The sequence below is a fragment of the Acinetobacter sp. XH1741 genome (assembly GCF_041021895.1).
Classification (GTDB): domain Bacteria; phylum Pseudomonadota; class Gammaproteobacteria; order Pseudomonadales; family Moraxellaceae; genus Acinetobacter.
On record NZ_CP157428.1, the window covers coordinates 1780688 to 1800723 of the forward strand.

Below are 20036 nucleotides of genomic sequence, written 5' to 3' on the forward strand. Positions count from 1 at the left end.
AATTAAAAACTAATTCAATCTATAAACAGGTAGATCATAATGGTCTACCTGTTTTGTAAATACTCGATGGAAAATTGTATATAAATTATTTAAAAAACAACAAAAGATTTCGCGCACATTAGAATAAAAAACTATCAGCAAAGAGAAGTATTTGAATAATCAAAAGTTGCTGGTTACGACTTATAAGATTCGGGAGAATAATCAATGTCGATAAACCCTATAGAACTGCTTAAAGAAAAAGTATCATCAACAATATTAAACAACCAGGATGGATTCCTCGGCGACAAAACAAACGCTTTATCTAAATTTTATCCAATCTTACTTTCACTATTGGCTGCAAAACCTGATCTTATTGGACAATTGAAAAACAGTTTGGCTCCATCCTTATCTGATCTTTTTTCACATAATGATCAAATCAAAAATACAGTACTGACGCATTTAAGTGGTACCGCACCCTCAGCAGAGATTGAAAGTACACTTAATAGCGCGATTAAACCTAGTCTTAACACAATTTCTGAAGTTGCTGGCAGTGATCAACAAAGTATTGTGAACTATTTACGTCAGCATTCGGAAACGATCCGTTCATATTTACCGGGCTGGGCAGTTGGTCTGTTAGCACCATTGGGTATTGGCGCAGGTTTATCGTCAATACCTACATCAACAGCACCTCCGCTTGCGTCAGCATCAGAAACAACGGGTAAATCTCGTGGTATTTTACCTATCATTGCACTGATTATTCTTGGGTTGTTAATTGCCTGGTTATGGCGCTCTTGCCAGCATAAAGAGGCTGCACCTGTACCTGAGACTACTCCAGCAAGTGGGGTAGCGGCCGCTGCGCCTGCTACTTTAACTTTAAGTACAGATGATAAAGGTGCTGTGAGTCAATGTCAGGCTGGTATTGGCGATCAGGGCTTCTTGGCGACCTTACAAACTCAAGTTAAAAAAGTTCTTTCAGCATCTAAAGACTGTAACGTCGATACTAGCCAAACCTATGCTGCTGCATTTACCGATAAGGATGCATTAGCAGGTGTACTTGGTGCATTAAAAGGTGTGCCAAATGCGTCTTTAGAATGGGTAGGTGACAAAATTACGTTGAAAGCAGGTGATGCAGCAGCTTTAGAAGCTTTAACTGCAAAAGTAAAAGCACTTGTTCCTCACACTGAAGTTGTTTCAGCTGCACCACAAACAGCTGAGCAATCGGTAAGCAATAGCTTAAGTGCTTCGCAATCTGCTTTGGGCTCAATTGATCCGAACAATGTAGATGTAAATGCCTTAGTTAAAGCGCTTAACTTGCAAATTATTAATTTTGCGAGTGGTTCAAGTGAAATTCCAGCAGATAACAAAGCCATTCTTGATCAAGCTGCAACGCTGTTAAATAAAGTGACTAGCGTGAAATTAAATGTTGGTGGTCATACAGACTCAACAGGTAATGCTGCTGCCAATAAAGCACTTTCTCAACGCCGTGCTCAAGCTGTAGTCGATTATTTGGTTTCTAAAGGAGTAGATGCATCTAAACTTGTTGCCGAAGGTCATGGTTCAGAAAACCCTGTTGCAGAAAATACAACGGAAGAAGGACGCTTTAAAAACCGCCGTATTGAGTTTTCAGTAGCTCAATAATCAATAGATTCATAAAAAAAATTGATTTTATTGAATTCTGATTTGAAAAAAGCTTCTCATTTTGAGAAGCTTTTTTTATAAAGATCAATATTGTTGGGTTGGCATGAAAATCAGTTTGTTAGGAAGTGGGCGTGTTGCTTTTCATTTGGCAAAAGTACTCTTGGTGAGAGGTCATCACATTACCCAAGTTTATGCACGTGATTTTGAGAAAACCCAGAAATTTGCAGATAAAATTCAAGCAAAAGCGTGTCAGTCTCTTCAAGAATTTCAATCAAGTGATTTAATTATCTTAGCAGTTTCAGATAGCGCTATTGCTGATCTTGTCATGCAAGTACATCAACTATTTCCCGAAACCTTGATGGTTCATACTTCGGGGAGTACCAATATCGAAATCATCAGTAATATTCATGAAAAAGCAGGGGTGTTTTATCCTTTGCAAACATTCAGTCTTGAAAGAGACGTTGATTGGCAAGCCACCCCATTATTTGTAGAGGCGACCAATAAAACCGATTTAGCAATGCTCTCTGATTTAGCAAATAGCCTAAGCAGTCGAGTATATCAATACACCTCAAAACAACGTTTAACTTTGCATTTGGCGGCAGTGTTTGCCTGTAATTTTAGTAATTACTGTTTTGATATGGCTAAGCAGATTGTGGATGCAGAGCAAGTGGACTTTGGTTTGCTTTATCCATTAATAGTGGAAACAGCAAAAAAAGCCACTGAAAATGATCCGAAACAAATGCAAACTGGGCCTGCCGTAAGGCGAGATCAAAATATCTTGGCCATGCATCAGGAGCTATTAGCTCAAGCAGAGCGAGAGGATTTAAAACAGGTCTATCAACTTTTAAGTGATGGCATTTTAAACCGCCATCACTCGGATTAAAGCTTATTTAAAATTAAGGTTCGCCGTTATTGCCCCATTTTAAGAACCCCGGACGTTGATTTAACAGTTCAAAATATTGATCGACAGACTTGAGCGTTGGATGGTTAAAAGGAGTAGCCTTCCAACGTTGTACAGACAGACCAATTGGAATATCCGCTAGGGTAAACTCAGTACCTGCAACATAGGCTTGAGTTTTTGCAAGTTGTTGGTCAAGAATCTGCATATGATGATTCCAGTTATCAATACCTTGCTGTAATAAGTTTGGATCTTGATGATCTGGTGAATGTCTAAGTAGAGACATAATCGTATAAGTCCAGCTGTTATTCAGCTCGATCGCTTGCCAATCAAGCCACTGGTCTACAAAAAATCTTTCTTTTGCTTGAGTAGGGTAAAGCTTATGTTCTTTATCATAAGCATTTGCTAAATAGCGGATAATACTGTTGGACTGCCAAAGGACTAAATCACCATCTATAACAACAGGAATTTGGCCATTTGGGTTTAATTGTAAATATTCAGGTGATTGTGCAGAGCGAAAGCCTCGTCCCCAATCTTCTTTTTCATATTCAAGATTTAATTCTTCACATAGCCATAAGACTTTGCGAACATTAATCGAGTTCTCGCGCCCTAAAATTTTTAACATGTGTTGTCCTTAGCAATTTTTAGTGTGGCTAATAGCAGTTTCTATAAATAGCTAGATTTGGGGCGATTGGCAAACATTAATTCGAAAGAAAAAATAGAATAAGTCAGTGCTAATAAATTTTTTTAATATTAAAAAATAAAAGGCTTAGTTATGAACTAAGCCTTTTGTTTTTTTACTTAATCTTTTTAAAGATAAAGTCATTAATTTTATGACCAGACTCGATACCACGGCGTTCGAACTTAGTCACTGGGCGCCACTCTGGACGTGGGTAGCTGTTGCCTTTACCTGCCAAGTTTTCAAGATCTGGACGGTTGTCTAAAATATCAAGCATCCATTCCGCATATGGTTCCCAGTCTGTTGCAGCGTGGAATGTACCGCCAAGCTCAAGTTTCTGTTCAACCAGTTGCATACGCTCATGAATAACAAAACGGCGTTTGAAATGACGCTTCTTCTGCCAAGGGTCCGGGAAGTAAAGTTGTACGCAGTTAATGCTGTTATCTGGCATTTCGCGTAAAACTTGAATCGCATCTGCATCAAGTACACGTAAGTTTTTAAGTTCCGCTATACCTGCTTCATATAGACATTGCGCAATACCGGGTACATGAACTTCAATACCCACATAATTGCGCTCAGGATTCGCTTTAGCCATAAGTACTAAAGAACGACCCATACCAAAACCGATTTCAACAGTTAAAGGGCGCTCAGGATGCTCAAAGTGCTGACGTAAGTCACCCACTGGATATTCCAAAATTAAATCGCGATGTTGTTCTAATGCCGTGCGTTGAGACGTATTAAGTGGTGCTGAACGACGCATAAACGTCACAATTTCACGGTGTTCAGGCAAATTGTCTAATTCTGCAATTTGCGTTTCTAACTGATCGATCGACATAACCTTGGCAATATTGAAATTCAAAAGCGGTATTTTAAGTCTTCAGGTGGTCAAGTCAAATGTTTCGGTGTTTTTCTTCATGTAGATGTCATGATCAATATTTAATCTAAGAGACTAATTAAAACTCACATGAACATTTTTAATCATGAAAACTTTTCAATTAAGAACACTTTCAGTTTTTTTAAGTGCATTTGGTGCATTTTCATATAGCTCTGTTGCTCAGGCACAGCTCATGTTTAGCCAGTATGTGGATGGCAGCAGTAATAAAAAGGGGTTAGAGATTTATAACCCAGATGGAACTACTGTTAATTTAGCTGATTATGAAATTCAACAATTTAATAATGGTGGAACTGCCAAGACAATAACTGTCCGTTTACAAGGTACGCTTGCAAGTAAGCAGAAGTTTTTAGTGGGCCGCTCAGAGCTGCAAACTGAACTTGGCAGTAAAGTAAATCAAGTGGCTGCATTATCGTTTAATGGTGATGATGCTGTCGTGCTCGTTTATAAAGGTACACCTGTTGACCGTTTTGGTCGTATTGGTGAACGTCCAGAGGCAGGATGGGGAACAGCCGTTTCAAGTTTAGGAAATAGTTTTAAGCGTATTGAAACTGAAAACCCTGCTTTAAGTATTGATCCGACCGCTGCATTTGATTTGGACCATTCATGGTCAGCATGGGCAAACCGCAATGATTTTTCAAATTTATCAGGTTCTACAACAACTCCGCCTCCTGTTCAAACAGTCAGTTGTTCAAGCGCTGATACCCCAATTGCCGATTTAGCTACATCAACACAAAACCAGATTTATACAGTGCGTGGTGTGATTACTGCTGATTATCGCTATGCCAATGGCTTCTCAGGTTTCTATGTTCAAACACCTGACACCAAAGCACGTGCGAATGTCAGTAATGCCATTTTTGTTTATATTCCAAATAGCAGCACTGTGAAAGGTGGGCAGGTGGGTGATGAGGTTATTTTACGTGGCCGATTAACCAGCTATCAAAACCAGCTACAAATAGACCAATTACAGCAAGATATTCAAAGCTGTAATAGCAATATGGCAAATCAAGTTCAGCCGATTAGCTTAGAGTTGCCATTTACCAGCTTAACAGGTAGTACGACGAATTCTCCGCAGCGCTATCAAGGTATGTTGGTTAAATTACCTCAAGCTTTAACGGTGAGTGAAAACTATAATTATGGTCGTTATGGTGAGCTGTCTTTAAGTTTGGGCCGCTTATATATTCCAACCAATTTATATCCAGCCTTGTCGCCAGAAGCGAAAGCTTTAGCTCAGAAAAATTTATTATCGAAAATTATTTTTGATGATGGCTATAACAACCAAAACCGTACTCCATGGTTACCGACAAATTTTAGTGCAGCTAATACCTTGCGTTCAGGCTACCAACTTAAAAATGTTGAAGGGATTTTAGAGTATCGTTTTAATGGCTGGCGTGTACAGCCTGTGCTTGGACGTACACAACCAGAAGTGGTTACTCAAACAAATCCACGCCAGAGTGTCATTACGAAAAATGCCAATCATATCCGTGTAGCTTCATTTAATGTTTTGAACTATGACAATGGTGCAACAGGCTTCCCCACAGAACGCGGTGCAAATACACAAGCAGAGTTTGATAAACAGCACCGTAAAATTGTGAGCGCATTAAAAGCGATTGATGCTGACGTGTACGGTTTAATGGAAATAGCTAACAATGGTTATGGTCCAAACAGTGCTATTGCTCATTTAACTAGTGCACTCGGCCCAGACTGGAAATATGTTGTACCTGAAAATTTAGACCGTTTAGGTGGTGATGTGATTGCTGTTGCTATTATTTATAACAGCAAGCGAGTTAAGCCTTTAAACAAACCTGTTGTACTTGATTTAGGTGATAAAAACCGAACGACATTAGCACAAACTTTCCAAGCTGTTCGTGGCAATAAAACGTTTACCGTTATTCCTAATCATTTGAAATCAAAAGGCTGTACTGGAGTAGATGCTAACTCTACTGATGCAGACCAGAAAGATGGTCAAGGATGCTGGAATCCGACACGTGTAAAAGCAGTTGATCAAATCGTGCAATGGCTCGCGAAAAATCCGACTCAGGTTTCTAAGCAAAATGCTTTGCTCGTTGGAGACATGAACAGCTATGCAAAAGAGGAACCGATTTTGGCATTTGAAAAAGCCAATTATAAGGTCTTACTCAATGACGCTAAAGTTGGACAGGGCGCTCAGGCATATAGTTATGTTTTTGGTGTCGCAAGTGATGCAAATGGCAATGGCGGCGCGGGTAATTTAGACCATGCAATTGCTGATGCAGATTTATATCCAAAAGTAGTTCGTACGTTTGCTTGGCATATCAATGCAGATGAGCCAACAGTTCTAGATTACAACGAAGAATATAAAACCGATGAGCAGAAGGCTCTGTTTTATGGTGAAGATGCCTATCGTTCTTCGGACCACGATCCTGTAATTGTGGATTTAGATTTAAATGGTAAAGACTCAAACCATACTGATAATGGCAATAAAAGTCCTATTTTTGATTTCTTATCTCAATTAGTGGAATGGATTAGCCAACTTTTTAAGCGTAATTAACGGTAAAAATGCGTGATGTGGATGTGTTTTATCATATTTTAAACAATCGTCACGTAAGACAACTTGCAAGGTCAAACTTTTTCAAGAATATTAGATAGTGTAAGTATTTTATAAATTTACGCTTTTTTACAATTAAGGAATTGTACAAACCTTGCAGGTTTTTTAGAAGCAATTTAAAACGTTAATGTAAGATAAGAAGGATCAGATATGAAATTATATTATTCGCCAGGCGCATGTTCTTTAGCTGCACATATTATTTTAAATGAAATTAATGTTGATTTTGATTTAGAAAAAGTAAATTTAAAAACACATAAAACAGAAAAAGGTGCAGATTATTACGAAATTAATCCGAAGGGATATGTACCAGCTTTAGAAATTAACCCAGGACTCATTTTGACTGAAAATGTGGCGATTCTACCATTCCTTGCTCAGCATGACCCTAAACAAGATTTGATTCCTCCTTCTGGCTTAGGCCGTGCGAAGGTATTGGAATGGCTGGGTTATTTAAACTCAGAATTGCATGATGCATATGCGGTATTTTTTGGGGCAACGTTAACAAGCGAAGAAAAAACCAAAGCTTATGCTGAAATCGACCGTCTTTTAAAATATATCGATAGTTATTTATCTGAAACTGATTATGACTATTTAGTAAATGATAATTTTGGTCCAGCCGATGCATATTTATTTGTTTTAACAAATTGGTCAAATTCAATTGAGCATGACTTGACGCCATATAAACATATTATTGCACTACGTAATAAAGTTGCTGAGCGCCAATCTGTACAAATTGCAATGCGTGATGAAGGTTTAATCTCATAATAGATTTAAAACCATTAAAAAAAGCCCCTGCATTAACAGGGGCTTTTTTTATGTTAGATCTAATTAGTGCTGAGCTTTTTCTTTTACATCAGCAGCAGACTTTTCAACCGCTTGAGCTGTATCTGCAGTTGCTTTACGTGCAGTTGCTTCTGTTTGTGCAGCAGCATTTGCAGTGGCATCAGCAGCGTGGTCAGCAGCAGCATCAATTTTAGCTGTAGCCTTATCAGTTGCAGTTGCAATATCGCTCGCAGCTTGGTCACCCGCTGTTTTGATATCAGCAGTTGCTTGTTGAGCTGCATTTTCTAAATGTTCACCTGTAGTCGCCCCAGTTTCTGGCGCTTTATTTTTATTACAACCAACAAGAGCAACAGTCGCAGCAAGACCTAAAGCAACAAGTAATTTATTCATTGTGTTTTTCCTTCTAATTCATGGCATCCGAAATTATGGATGTCTAAAATATAAACATAAAGTAAATGATTAATAAAGATCAAAAATTGTTAAAAAGTTGTAACTTTGTGATTAAAAAAGCCTAGCATTTTACAATGCTAGGCTCTAACTCAATGAGAGGGAACTAACCGTTTTTATTGCCCAGAGCGAATGATGTAATCAAACGCTGAAAGTGATGCTTTAGCGCCTTCACCTGTGGCAATAATGATTTGCTTATAAGGTACAGTTGTACAGTCACCTGCAGCAAATACACCTTGTACATTGGTTTCGTTGCGGTCATTGACAATGATCTCACCACGGTTGGTTAACTCAACCTCACTGTCTTTTAAGAAGTCAGTGTTTGGGAGTAATCCAATCTGTACAAAGATCCCTGCAAGCTCTACCACATGCTCTTCATCAGTCGCACGGTCTTTATATTTAAGACCAGTCACTTGTGAGCCATCACCTAATACTTCTGTGCTTAAGGCATTCATAATCACAGTCGTGTTTGGTAAGCTATGCAATTTGTTTTGCAAGACTTGGTCAGCACGAAGTTTGGTGTCGAACTCAACCAAAGTGACATGCTCCACAATCCCTGCAAGGTCAATCGCAGCTTCTACACCCGAGTTACCGCCACCAATCACGGCAACACGTTTGCCTTTGAACAATGGACCATCACAGTGTGGACAGTACGCAACACCACGGGTACGGTATTCTTGTTCACCCGGTACATTCATTTCTCTCCAGCGTGCACCTGTTGAAAGGATCACGGTTTTCGATTCAAGTTTTGCACCGTTTTCAAGTTCTACTTCAACCAAGCCATTGGCAGTCTGGTTTGCACCTGTGATTTTGCTAACACGTTGTAGGTTCATGATATCGACATCGTATTCACGAACATGGGTTTCCATCTCGGCAGCAAACTTAGGACCTTGAGTCTTTTGCACAGAAGTGAAGTTTTCAATGTCCATGGTATCCATGACCTGACCACCGAAGCGTTCAGCTACGATACCAGTGTTAATGCCTTTACGTGCCGCATAAATTGCAGCTGTTGCACCCGCAGGACCACCACCTATCACCAATACATCAAACGCATCTTTGGCATTGAGTGCTGTTGCATCTTTTTCAGCTGAGTTGGTATCAAGTTTCGCTACAATTTCTTCAAGGGTCATACGACCTTGACCAATGTGTTCATTGTCCTGAAACACCATTGGTACAGCCATGATTTTGCGTTGTTCCACTTCATCTTGGAAGAATGAACCGTCAATCATGGTTGCCGTAGTATTCGGGTTATAAATGGCAATCAGGTTAAGCGCCTGTACCACATCCGGACAGTTATGACAGCTTAAAGATACAAACACATCAAAGTTGGCTTTGAGGTTTAAGCCTTTAATTTGGTTCAGCACTTCATTTGACACTTTAGGTGCATAGCCAGAGACTTGTAACAGCGCCAAGATCAAAGACGTAAACTCATGACCCATAGGTAAGCCAGCAAAGAACACACGAGGTTGTTCACCTGCTTTAGCCACCCCAAAGCTTGGACGGCGTGTATTGTTACCATCAAAACGCGCAGTCACCTTGTCAGAAAGTTCAGCAATTTCAGACACCAGTTCTTTAATTTGAGCAGCTTTATCTGACTCATCCAAAGCAGCAACCAATTCGATAGGACTTTCTAAACGTTCTAAATAAGCTTTTAATTGAGTTTTAATGTTTTGATCTAACATCTGTTTTTTCTCCAATGCATCCAAATTCTTTCAATAGATGCATAGTACGTTAAAACATTAAATAGGTGAAACAGTATGTTTTTATGAATTTGATCGGTTTTTTGAATTGTTGATGGCATTCATAAATAAGATCAATAATTTATCTCTAAATGCTCTTTATTACTCTTTTTCATCTTTTAAAGTGAAAGTATTTAAAAATTTATATATGTTATATGGCTGTAAAGATTTTATGTCATAACATTAAAAGGTACTTTCATGTCATTGCAACGCGGCATTTATCAGCATTATAAAGGTAATCTCTATCAAGTTTTTTCTGTAGCAAAACATAGTGAAACTGAAGAAAAGCTAGTTGTTTATCAGTGTCTTTATGGCGACTATTCAACATGGGTGCGTCCACTAGATATGTTTACTGAAACGGTTCAAATGGCTGACGGAAGTATCGTGCCGCGGTTTAAGTTGATTCAAAGTACTTAACTCAAACGGCTGTCATATAAAATAACGATTTTAAAGGGTGAAGATATGCCAAATACTTTTTTCTTACAAAGAGTTGCAGATTTATATGACACCTTTAAACGACATGATGCCCAGCAGTCAGATCGCTTGCTACGCTATCGAAATATTGAGGCTGAGTCTGCAAAACTTCTATCGCAATTGATTCGAATGCAGCAGGCCAAATCAATTTTAGAAATCGGTACTTCAACAGGTTATTCTACTCTATGGCTTGCTGAGGCTGCACAATCGACTCACGGAAAAGTCACCACGCTTGAAATTGATGCTAATCGCAGTAATGAGGCGAAACGCCATGTTACTGAACTAGCATTAAATGAAGTGGTTGATTTTTGGATAGGGGATGCAGCCGATTATTTAAAAGAAGCTCAGGGAACTTTCGATTTTATTTTGTTAGATGCGGAACGTGATGCTTACGAGAATTATTGGCCCGATTTAAATCGTCTGATGAAGCCCAAAGGTGGTGTTCTGATTATTGATAAGGTCATTTCACATGCAGCTGAGGTAAGTTCATTTTTATCTTTGATTAAACAGAATGCAGATTTAATGAGTAGTATTTTACCTGTTGGTGCAGGGTTGTGTTTAGTGGTCACAAAATAGTTATGCTGAAATAGCTTTATATTCCAGAGAAGGCCTGTTTTGAACAGGCCTTTTTTATAATTTTTATGAGGCAATTACCAAAGATAAACGTGTAAAGTGTAAATTAAATTCTAAATATTTATATACAAAAGCTGCTTTGTCAGTGGAGCGTAATAAGTTGTCATAAACAAACTCGGGTACAGGATGATAAAGATCTCCTGAACCATCGCTATAAAATATTTTTAAATGACGCGATGTTGAATTGTATTTCCATGAAGTGACAACCGCTGTATTCGCCATAAATGCACCCCTTTATTTCATATCAAACATTCTCAAAAATTAACCAGTTGTTTATTTGACATTACTCAATGTTGATGTAACGGGGAAGGGCAGAATTGTAAAAGTATCAGTAGAAAATGTGATGTGCTTATTCAAAATAAAAGAACCACCCTAAAAGGGTGGTTTTTTCAGTTTTTAAAATCTAAGAGAGATTAGATTTTACCAACTAGGTCGATAGATGGAGCAAGAGTTGCTTCGCCTTCTTTCCATTTAGCTGGACAAACTTCACCTGGGTGAGCGTGTACGTATTGCGCAGCTTTTACTTTACGAAGAAGTTCAGATGCGTCACGACCGATACCACCAGCGTTAAGTTCAACGATTTGGATTTTACCTTCTGGATCGATAACGAAAGTACCACGATCAGCTAAACCTTCAGATTCGATAAGAACGTCGAAGTTTTTAGAAAGAGTCCAAGTTGGGTCACCAACTAATGGGTATTGGATTTTTTTGATTTCTTCAGAAGTGTCGTGCCAAGCTTTGTGAGTGAAGTGTGTATCAGTAGATACAGCGTAAATTTCAACACCAAGTTTTTGGAATTCAGCGTAGTTGTCAGCTAAGTCACCAAGTTCAGTTGGACAAACGAAAGTGAAGTCAGCTGGATAGAAGAATACAACAGACCATTTACCTTTAAGGTTAGTTTCGTTAACTTCAACAAATTGGCCGTTGTGGTAAGCAGTTGCTTGGAAAGGTTTAACTTCAGTATTAATCAAGCTCATCATTGTCTCCATGATTGAGGTTTATATTTAAACTTGTTTACGAGATGTAGAATAAATAAAAATTCTTTATTGGGGAAATAGTATTTTTACATGACTAAAATCGGAAAATTGAATAAGTGATAAATTTACGATTTTTAAGTCCCCAAACACTGTATTCGATTTGACTGCAAAAACATGTAAATCAAATGACAGTTATCGTAAAAGAAACTTGCCTAACAACATGAAGTCTAGCAAGTCAAAATTCAAGGGTAAAATTTTAAAAAATTAAAAATATATAAAAAACCAATTGTTTTACCTTAGGAGCATTAGAGCGTAAAATAGCGGATTGTTGAATTTTCAGGAAAATTTATCTGTGCAGAATGATTTAAATATTGATCAATGGGTGATGGCAAGAGATCGTTACCGTTTAAATCGTTTACGTAAAGATAAAAAAGCCGATACTTCAGAGATTGAAAAATTATTTGAACAGTCTAATGCCAAAGTTAGACAGCGTTTTGAACGTTTACCTAAAATTAAGCTGAATCAAGATTTACCTGTTTCTCAATATGCAGACCGTTTAATTGAAGCGATTCAAAAGCATCAAGTTATTATTGTGGCAGGTGAAACGGGTTCGGGTAAAACCACTCAGCTCCCTCAAATTGCAATGCTAGCAGGTCGTGGCTTAACAGGTATGATTGGTCATAGCCAGCCACGTCGTTTAGCTGCACGTAGTGTTTCACAGCGTATTGCAGAAGAAGTCGGCGAAAAACTCGGCGAATCGATTGGTTTTAAAATCCGATTTAATGAACAAGGTTCGCAAGACTCGATTGTACGGTTAATGACCGATGGTATTTTGCTTGCCGAGTTAGGCAATGACCGTTTCTTGTCTAAATATGACACGATCATTATTGATGAAGCACATGAACGCTCACTCAATATTGATTTTATTATGGGCTACTTAAAGCAATTACTGCCAAAACGCCCAGATCTAAAAGTGATTGTGACTTCGGCAACTTTAGACGTAAATCGTTTTAGTAATTACTTTAATGACGCGCCAATTTTTGAAGTAGAAGGTCGTAGCTATCCGGTTGAAGTACGTTATCGCCCAATTTCAGAGATGAATATTGGTGGCAGTGATGACGATGAGTTTGATGATTTTGAAGAAAACCTCCCTCGTGCAGTTGTACAAGCGGTAGAAGAATGTTTTGCTGATGCTGAAGCAAAAGGTCACCCAGAACATGCTGATATTCTGATTTTCTCAAGTACAGAGCAAGAAATCCGTGAGTTACAGGAAACCTTGCAAAAGCATGGACCTAGACATACTGAAATTTTACCGTTGTATGCACGTTTAGCTGTTTCTGAACAACAAAAGATTTTTAGTCCAGGTGGCAAAGGGCGTCGTATTATTATTGCGACCAACGTTGCCGAAACTGCACTTACAGTTCCAAACATCCGTTATGTGATTGACAGTGGTTTTGCACGTATATCGCGCTATAACTATCGTTCACGCGTACAACGTTTACCAATTGAAGCAATTTCTCAAGCTGCTGCCAACCAGCGTAAAGGACGTTGTGGTCGTATTGCTGCGGGTGTGTGTATTCGTTTATATAGCGAAGAAGACTTCTTAAGCCGTCCTGAATTTACCGAACCTGAAATTAAACGAACCAACTTGGCTTCGGTCATTTTGCAAATGCACAGTTTAGGTTTAGGTGAGTTAGAAAACTTTGATTTTATTGAGCCGCCAGATTTTCGTCTTGTAAACGATGGCCGTAAGTTGCTGATTGAGTTGGGTGCACTCAATGAGAAGAAAAATGAGCTGACTAAGGTCGGTCAAACAATGGCTCGTATGCCAATCGACCCACGACTTGCACGTATGATCGTGGGTGGTGCTCATTTTGGTGTACTTAAAGAAATTTTAGTAGTTGTCAGTGCGCTTGCAGTGCAAGATCCGCGTGAGCGTCCGGCAGATAAACAGATGCAAGCTGACCAAAAGCATGCATTATTCAAAGAAGCAGATTCAGATTTTCTGTTTTATTTGAAACTTTGGGAGACTTTAAATCCTAAAGGCGAAGCAGGCATGTCTGAAAATAAACGACGTCAATTTGCCAAGCAGCATTTTTTGAGTTGGTTACGTTTACGTGAATGGAAACAGACGCATAAACAATTGGTCGAGTTAGCTGAAGGGTTAAAACTGAGTTTTAATGAAAAACCTGCGAACTATGAAAACTTGCATCGTGCGTTATTGACAGGTTTATTGTCTTTTATTGCCAATAAAACTGATGAGCGTAATATTTTTATGGCAGTGCGTCAGCAAAAGGCGAAAGTCTTTCCTGCCAGTACTTTACATAAAACTAATACTGCTTGGGTAATGGCTTTTGAGATGGTGGAAACCTCTCAAGTGTACTTACGTACTTTAGCCAAAATTGACCCTGAATGGATTTTGCTTGCCGCACGTGATTTATTGAAATATCACTATTTTGAGCCGCATTGGTCTAAAAAAGCAGGCATTGTAAATGCGTATGCGCAAATTTCCTTGTTTGGTTTAATTATTGAACCGAAGCGATTGATCAATTTTGAAAAAGTTGATCAGCCTGCTGCTCATGAGATTTTCTTGCGTGATGCATTAACCACTGGTAATTTGGGTACAGTTCCGCCATTTTTAAAACACAACTTGCTTAAACTTGAAGAAGTTGAACGAGTTGAAGATAAATTGCGTCGCCGTGATTTGGTCGTTGATGAAGAAACAATTTATCAGTTCTATGCTTCTAAAATTCCTGAAGAAATTGCGAGTCGAAGCAGTTTTGAAGACTGGAGAGCAACGGTTGAAGCAAAAAATCCACGCTACTTATTTGTAGAAGATGATGCACTTTGGCTGAATGACAGACCAACAACCCAGCAATTCCCAGATCATTTACATAATGGTCAGCTACGTTTGGCAACGTCATATCGCTTTGACCCAAGTCATGATGAAGATGGTGCAACGGTTCAAATTCCGGTACAGGCTTTACCACAAGTCGATGAAAATATCTGGTCTTGGGGTATTCCCGGTTGGCGTCAAGATTTAATTGAAGCTTTACTTAAAGCGTTACCAAAAGATAAACGCCGTAATGTGGTTCCTATTCCGGATACCGCCCGTAAGCTCATGCATGGTGTCGATGCTGTACATTTAAGACAGCATATTTTTAGCTACCTTGCGTTTGCGTTGCGCGGTGAACAAATTACGGATAAGGATTTTTCGTTTGAACGAATAGATCCATATTTGGTGCCTTTTATTAAAGTGATTGATGAAAAAGGTAAATTGATTGCGAAAGGTCGTGATTTACCTGAGTTAAAAGCGCGCTGCCGTGTAGAAACACATCGTCCTGTTAAACAGCAAAAGGGTGAGTTTAAAACTTTCCCTGAAAACTTCATATTTGAAGCGTCTCAAAAGGTAACAGGTGTTGTTGTTAAGCAATATCAGGCATTAGTACCCATCAAAGCCTTTGCTGATCTTGATGCGAAAGATGAGACTGGGGTTGTTATTCAGACCTTTAATGATCAGTCAGAAGCCATTAAGCAGCATCGTGAAGGGATTATTCGTCTGGTTCATATGCAGCTTGGTGACTTGGTTCGTCAGTTGAAAAAGCAGATTTCAAAACCACTCTCATTGGCTTATTCACCTCTGGGTGATAAAGCTAAACTTGAGCAAATGTTGGTCTATGCTACCTTGCAGATGGCAATTACAACTTTGCCAATTAATGCAGATGAATTTCATAAACTGCTTGAACAAGTCAAAAAGCAATTTTTGAGCTACGGGCAGCAAGCACTTGAGCAATTAAGTGATATTTATATTCAATGGCAACAAATCCGCCGTCAGCTTTTGGTACTTGATGCAGGTGTGTTTGGGCGCAGTATCGATGATATTGAAGATCAGCTAGATCTCATGTCACTTGGTAATTTTGTTTACTGCCAACCCGTCGATCTTTGGCAGGAATACCCGCGTTATTTAAAAGCGCTGCTATTGCGTTTAGACCGATTGCCAAATAATCTACAGCGAGATCATGCCGCTATTGATGATGTCGATCCATGGATGGACAAGGTATTTAAATTCAAAAACGATCCAAGAATCAAAGAATTGTATTTGATGTTGGAAGAATTCCGCATTTCTTTATTTTCTCAACCGATGAAAACCAAGATGCCTATTTCGCCAACTCGACTGCAAAAGTTATGGGATCGTTTGGGAATCAGTTAAGATAGATCGGGGTCTGTTTATGTTGTTTTTAGCTGGCAACGCAATTTATAAATGAAAGATTAACAGACCCTATTCATTTTTTTAGGAGTTTTACATGGGCATTCGTATCACAGGTACTGGGCTATTTCACCCAACAGAAATCATTTCTAATGAAGAACTGGCCGACAGTTTAAATGCTTATGTGGAACAATATAACCAAGAGAATGCAGAGAAAATTGCAGCAGGTGAACTCGAAGAATTGCGTGGTTCAAGTGCTGAGTTTATTGAAAAAGCGTCTGGTATTAAGCGCCGTTACGTGATTGAGAAATCAGGTATCCTCGATCCAAATCGTTTGCGTCCTCGTTTGTCTGAGCGTTCAAATGATGAACTTTCACTTCAAGCAGAGTGGGGTGTTATTGCTGCGAAACAGGCAATGGAAAATGCAGGCGTAACTGCTGAAGATATCGATGTTGTAATTTTGGCATGTTCAAACATGCAGCGTGCTTATCCAGCTGTTGCAATTGAAATTCAGTCGGCACTTGGTATTCAAGGTTATGCCTACGACATGAACGTTGCATGTTCTGCTGCCACTTTTGGTTTGAAACAAGCGGCAGATGCAATTCGTTCAGGTGCTCGCCGTGTTTTATTGGTAAATGTCGAGATTACATCGGGTCACCTAGACTACCGTAACCGTGATTGTCACTTCATTTTTGGTGATGTTGCGACCGCTTCTATTATTGAAGAAACCACTACTAAAACTGGTTTTGAAATCTTAGATATTCACTTATTTACTCAATTTTCAAACAACATTCGCAATAACTTCGGTTTCTTAAACCGCAGCGAAGATGCAGTGGTTGACGACAAGCTGTTCCGTCAAGATGGACGTAAAGTATTTAAAGATGTTTGTCCATTGGTGGCAAAAATCATTAATGCGCAGTTGGAAAAAATGCAGTTAACTGCAAACGATATTAAGCGTTTCTGGTTACACCAAGCCAATGCCAACATGAATGAATTAATCTTGAAATATGTTGCTGGTAAAGAAGCTGATTTAAGCCGTGCGCCTATTATTTTAGATGAGTTTGCCAATACTTCGTCAGCAGGTGTGATTATTGCTTTACATCGTACAGGCCACGAAGTGAATGATGGCGAATATGGTGTGATTTCATCTTTCGGCGCTGGTTACTCAGTAGGTTCGATTGTTGTACAAAAGCACGTTGCTTAAGTTGCAAGGTTCATAAAAAAACGCTCATAAGAGCGTTTTTTTATGAACGAAATAATATAAAAAGCGAACCTAAGTTGGCATGCTTAGATTGAATTTAAAAGTAATTAAAACTTTTTGGTGTAGTTTACAAACAATCGGTCTTCACCAAAGTCATTGCCATGTTTTACGTTGTAATCAATACGAATATATTGCAGCGCAAAACCCTTTAAATATGGCTGTTGAAATGCATAGTTCAGAATGATATTGGACTCAGTCTCATGATTTTTCTCACCATTCGCTGCTTTAAAGTCATTGCCGTAAACATATTTCACCATTGCATTTAAGCCTGGCACATAATCTTTAAAGTCGTAGCCATACATCACATGGTAAGACTTTTCATCTTTTTTAAAGAAGCCGGTAGCATTCCAGTTAATGAAATAAGTCTCTGGTAAAAAACCATCTGGTAATGGGTACGCCGACTCACCAATAATTTGTTGGTATCCCAAACCAAAGGTATGGTTTTTTACTTTAAAAGTTTCTAGCACGCCAATGTTTTGTGCATCAATATGAAAAGTGCCGCCGTCATTTTTTGCATTAAAGTATTTAAACTTAGAGGTGAGGGAAAAATTAGGTTGTTTCCAATTATGCTCAAGCCCCACATAATGCTTATTGTAAAGGTCTTCTAAATTACCAAAATAATATTCACCCTTGAGTGACGGCGTGAATTGATAACGCAGGTCAATATAATTCAATCCATCAGATTCTTTGGTAATTCCATTTGCCGTGAACGAAAACTTTTTAAAGTCTTCTTCATTTCGTGGAGAGACTTTTTCCACTCGGCCAATTTCAGCATAAAGCTGATCTGAGATTTGAGACTTAAGATTAGTTCCCCAATAAGAGGCAAGTAATTGTCGGCTCGCATCGACAGCCGTTACGGGTAAATCTAGCCAGAGTTCACCGACACTTAAAAGTGTTTTGTCATAACCCAGTTTTAAAGTTGCGCCGTGTTTTAGAAAGTCGGATGCTTGAGATTGCGTTTCCTTATTAAAAGGCAAAACCGTGTCCGCAACGTGTTTATCTGAACTTAAGCGCACGGCGTATTGAACAGAAGCATCGGCGCCAATGGTGATTGGCTTGTCGGCTATGACTAATGGAGTGTCATGCATTTTCGACTTATAAAATAAAGATGCGGCTTGAGACCAACTGCCAGTATCTTTGAGCGCATCATTATCAAAATTACGGTTGATATAGGCATTCTTTAGCGTGAACTTCCATTCATCTTCGCTTTGTTGAGCCGTATCTGCTGCCCATAAACTTGAGCTAGTCAAAAAACTTAATAATGTTGCTATTGCTAAATTACATGGTTTAAAGCGGTGTAATAATTCCATAATCCATTTCCAAAAAGATGCGCCAGTCCTCGGCGCATTTATATTTACTGCTGGGTAAGCGTGTTTTGAGGGTTAAAAGTTGATGGAGTCTGTGCAGCAACAGAGGCTTTTAGATTGACCATAAATATTGCAAGTGCAGCAATTACACCCGGAATGGCAATCGCTAAGAAATTCATTTGGTGAGGAAGCTCAAGTGTGAGTAGGGCGCCTGTTAAAACAGGTCCAATAATCGCACCGATACGGCCAATTCCAGATGCCCAGCCCATGCCAGTTGAACGAAGTGCGGTCGGATAGAACTGTGCAACGAAGGTGTAGAGTAAGATTTGTGAACCAATTGTGGCAGCACCAGCAATTGCAATCAGGCTATATAAAATAAATTGTGGACTATTAATCCCAAGCAGAATTAAAGCTGCCGATCCCACAATAAACATAATGGTAATAACAGGTTTTAAATGGAATCTATCCGCTAAAGCACCGCCACCAATTGCACCAACCATACCGCCAATATTGAGTGCAAACAGGAACAACATGCTTGCACCTAATGAATAGCCCGCTTGCAGCATGAGTTTAGGTAACCAGCTTCCTAAGGCATACACCATGAGTAAGCACATAAAGAAAGCAATCCAAAACATAAATGTGCTGAAAGTACGGCCTTGTTGGAAAAGTGCACGCACAGGTGCATCTGTTGTGGTGCTTTCGTTTAACACCAGTTGTGTATTGGCGGTTACCTGAGTTTGAGGTGCAATTTTACAAACAATACTTTTTGCCTGTTCGCTATGGTTCGATTTCACTAAAAAGGTGAGAGACTCTGGCAAAAATTTCCAGATCAGTGGGAGCAATAACAGCGGAATACCCGCAATTAAAAACATGATTTGCCAGCCCATATCTTTCACGAGCCATGCACCGAGTAGCGCAGATGTCATACCACCAATTGCATAGCCACTAAACATGATTGCCACCAATGTACTGCGGATTTTCTTAGGTGCGTATTCGGTCATAAGTGCCACAACGTTTGGCATAACGCCACCAATCCCTAGACCTGCAATAAAGCGTAAAATAGCAAACTCGGTGGGTCCTGTAGCGAAAGCTCCTATAAAGGTAAATCCGCTAAATAAGCTGACACAAATTAGGATGGTTTTTTTTCGTCCCAGTTTGTCTGAAAGCGTGCCGAAAATCATGGCGCCAAACATCATGCCGAATAGAGCAGCACTGGCGAGTAAACCAGCTTCTACCGCAGTTAAAGACCATTGTTGCATTAACAGAGGAAGAGCAACCCCGTAAATAACTAAATCATATCCATCAAAAATAATAATAAGTAAGCACCAGATTAAAACTTTCCAATGGAAAGATGTAAAACATGCCTTATCAATTAGCTCATTAATATTAACCTTGCTCATATCCATTTTCTTCACCTCCAATTTTTGAAGCATCGCGTTATTTTTTAATAAACTATTTTGTTATTGGATTAGAGTCAAAAACCTAATTGATATATATTTATGTTTTTTAGGTATCTTGTTTTTATGATTTTAAGTAAT

Annotated in this window: 16 protein-coding genes; 8 read left to right on the plus strand and 8 right to left on the minus strand. The window is 39.0% G+C overall.

From position 1 onward, the window contains the following. The first annotated feature begins 204 nt into the window (after positions 1-204). Both ABLB96_RS08450 and ABLB96_RS08455 read left to right on the plus strand, forming a co-directional pair. Positions 205-1617, plus strand: a complete 1413-nt coding sequence (locus tag ABLB96_RS08450) for an OmpA family protein (RefSeq protein ID WP_348896705.1) — start codon at positions 205-207, stop codon at positions 1615-1617. A 103-nt stretch (positions 1618-1720) separates the two neighbouring features. Further along, complete coding sequence (locus ABLB96_RS08455; protein WP_348896704.1) at positions 1721-2500, plus strand: F420-dependent NADP oxidoreductase; 780 nt, start codon at positions 1721-1723, stop codon at positions 2498-2500. Positions 2501-2513: 13 nt separating this feature from the next. Here the strand turns inward: ABLB96_RS08455 and ABLB96_RS08460 are convergent, their stop codons facing one another. Both ABLB96_RS08460 and trmB read right to left on the minus strand, forming a co-directional pair. Next, a complete protein-coding gene (locus tag ABLB96_RS08460; RefSeq protein ID WP_348896703.1) occupies positions 2514-3140 on the minus strand; it encodes a glutathione S-transferase in 627 nt (208 codons plus the stop codon). A gap of 172 nt (positions 3141-3312) precedes the next feature. After that, positions 3313-4029: a tRNA (guanosine(46)-N7)-methyltransferase TrmB gene (gene trmB / locus ABLB96_RS08465; protein WP_077168203.1), complete on the minus strand. Its 717-nt coding sequence runs from the start codon at positions 4027-4029 to the stop codon at positions 3313-3315. Between the two features lie 145 nt (positions 4030-4174). On the opposite strand from trmB, the gene ABLB96_RS08470 reads away from it, so the two are divergent. Both ABLB96_RS08470 and ABLB96_RS08475 read left to right on the plus strand, forming a co-directional pair. Further along, positions 4175-6616 (plus strand): ExeM/NucH family extracellular endonuclease, encoded by a 2442-nt coding sequence (locus ABLB96_RS08470; RefSeq protein ID WP_348896702.1) that lies wholly within the window; start codon positions 4175-4177, stop codon positions 6614-6616. Between the two features lie 207 nt (positions 6617-6823). Continuing rightward, a complete protein-coding gene (locus ABLB96_RS08475; RefSeq protein WP_348896701.1) occupies positions 6824-7435 on the plus strand; it encodes a glutathione binding-like protein in 612 nt (203 codons plus the stop codon). A 63-nt stretch (positions 7436-7498) separates the two neighbouring features. On the opposite strand, the gene ABLB96_RS08480 is transcribed toward ABLB96_RS08475, so the two are convergent. Both ABLB96_RS08480 and ahpF read right to left on the minus strand, forming a co-directional pair. Then, positions 7499-7843 (minus strand): hypothetical protein, encoded by a 345-nt coding sequence (locus tag ABLB96_RS08480; RefSeq protein WP_348896700.1) that lies wholly within the window; start codon positions 7841-7843, stop codon positions 7499-7501. Between the two features lie 173 nt (positions 7844-8016). After that, positions 8017-9582 (minus strand): alkyl hydroperoxide reductase subunit F, encoded by a 1566-nt coding sequence (gene ahpF / locus ABLB96_RS08485; RefSeq protein WP_348896699.1) that lies wholly within the window; start codon positions 9580-9582, stop codon positions 8017-8019. A 255-nt stretch (positions 9583-9837) separates the two neighbouring features. On the opposite strand from ahpF, the gene ABLB96_RS08490 reads away from it, so the two are divergent. Continuing rightward, a complete protein-coding gene (locus tag ABLB96_RS08490) occupies positions 9838-10056 on the plus strand; it encodes a DUF1653 domain-containing protein (RefSeq protein ID WP_068934442.1) in 219 nt (72 codons plus the stop codon). Between the two features lie 45 nt (positions 10057-10101). Beyond that, positions 10102-10689 carry an O-methyltransferase gene (locus ABLB96_RS08495; RefSeq protein ID WP_348896698.1) on the plus strand — a complete coding sequence of 196 codons (588 nt, stop codon included), beginning with the start codon at positions 10102-10104 and terminating at the stop codon, positions 10687-10689. Positions 10690-10752: 63 nt separating this feature from the next. On the opposite strand, the gene ABLB96_RS08500 is transcribed toward ABLB96_RS08495, so the two are convergent. After that, entirely contained in the window at positions 10753-10968 is a 216-nt protein-coding gene (locus ABLB96_RS08500) for a KTSC domain-containing protein (RefSeq protein ID WP_348896697.1), read from the minus strand. Positions 10969-11159: 191 nt separating this feature from the next. Beyond that, the gene (gene ahpC / locus ABLB96_RS08505) at positions 11160-11723 is read right to left on the minus strand and encodes an alkyl hydroperoxide reductase subunit C (protein ID WP_003652649.1); all 564 of its coding nucleotides are present in this window, start codon (positions 11721-11723) and stop codon (positions 11160-11162) included. Positions 11724-12075: 352 nt separating this feature from the next. Between ahpC and hrpA the strand changes: the two genes are divergently transcribed. Further along, complete coding sequence (hrpA, locus tag ABLB96_RS08510; protein WP_348896696.1) at positions 12076-15933, plus strand: ATP-dependent RNA helicase HrpA; 3858 nt, start codon at positions 12076-12078, stop codon at positions 15931-15933. Positions 15934-16027: 94 nt separating this feature from the next. After that, positions 16028-17134, plus strand: a complete 1107-nt coding sequence (locus ABLB96_RS08515) for a beta-ketoacyl-ACP synthase III (protein WP_199964929.1) — start codon at positions 16028-16030, stop codon at positions 17132-17134. A gap of 104 nt (positions 17135-17238) precedes the next feature. Here ABLB96_RS08515 and ABLB96_RS08520 read toward each other — a convergent pair whose 3' ends face one another. Continuing rightward, positions 17239-18501 carry an OprD family outer membrane porin gene (locus ABLB96_RS08520; protein WP_348896695.1) on the minus strand — a complete coding sequence of 421 codons (1263 nt, stop codon included), beginning with the start codon at positions 18499-18501 and terminating at the stop codon, positions 17239-17241. 44 nt (positions 18502-18545) lie between these two features. After that, positions 18546-19904 carry an aromatic acid/H+ symport family MFS transporter gene (locus ABLB96_RS08525; RefSeq protein WP_348896694.1) on the minus strand — a complete coding sequence of 453 codons (1359 nt, stop codon included), beginning with the start codon at positions 19902-19904 and terminating at the stop codon, positions 18546-18548. Between the last annotated feature and the right edge of the window lie 132 nt (positions 19905-20036).